The organism is Neotamlana sargassicola, from assembly GCF_020523965.1.
GTDB lineage: Bacteria > Bacteroidota > Bacteroidia > Flavobacteriales > Flavobacteriaceae > Neotamlana > Neotamlana sargassicola.
On sequence record NZ_JAJAPX010000022.1, the window covers coordinates 1 to 455 of the forward strand.

Consider the following 455-nt stretch of genomic DNA (forward strand, 5'->3'; position numbering starts at 1 on the left):
GCATCACAGATCTGATACGTGATTTGATCTGGACCATTGTAATCTGCATTTGGCGTGTAATCTATCGTATCATCCGTTGGATCGTTTGGTGTGCCACCATCGTTTACTGTTGCTGTACCATTGCTTGCACCACTAGTGATAGTGATGGTTCCTGTGCTTGCTCCATCGCCACCAAAACTATCGTCGTCTAATACTACAATGTTTACTGTATCGTCTTCATTTACACTTGCCGTATCGTCTACTGTTGTTGGTACATCATTTACCGAGTTTACTGTAATATCTACCACTGCCGTTTCACAATCGCCATCCGCATCACAGATCTGATACGTGATTTGATCTGGACCATTGTAATCTGCATTTGGCGTGTAATCTATCGTATCATCCGTTGGATCGTTTGGTGTGCCCCCATCGTTTACTGTTGCTGTACCATTGCTTGCACCACTAGTGATAGTGAT

General features: G+C 43.7%; 1 protein-coding gene. It reads right to left on the minus strand.

Features of this window, described 5'->3' with window-relative positions:
• Positions 1-455, minus strand: a 455-nt coding sequence (locus LG651_RS15670; RefSeq protein WP_226697047.1) for an Ig-like domain-containing protein, incomplete at both ends; no start/stop codon positions are given.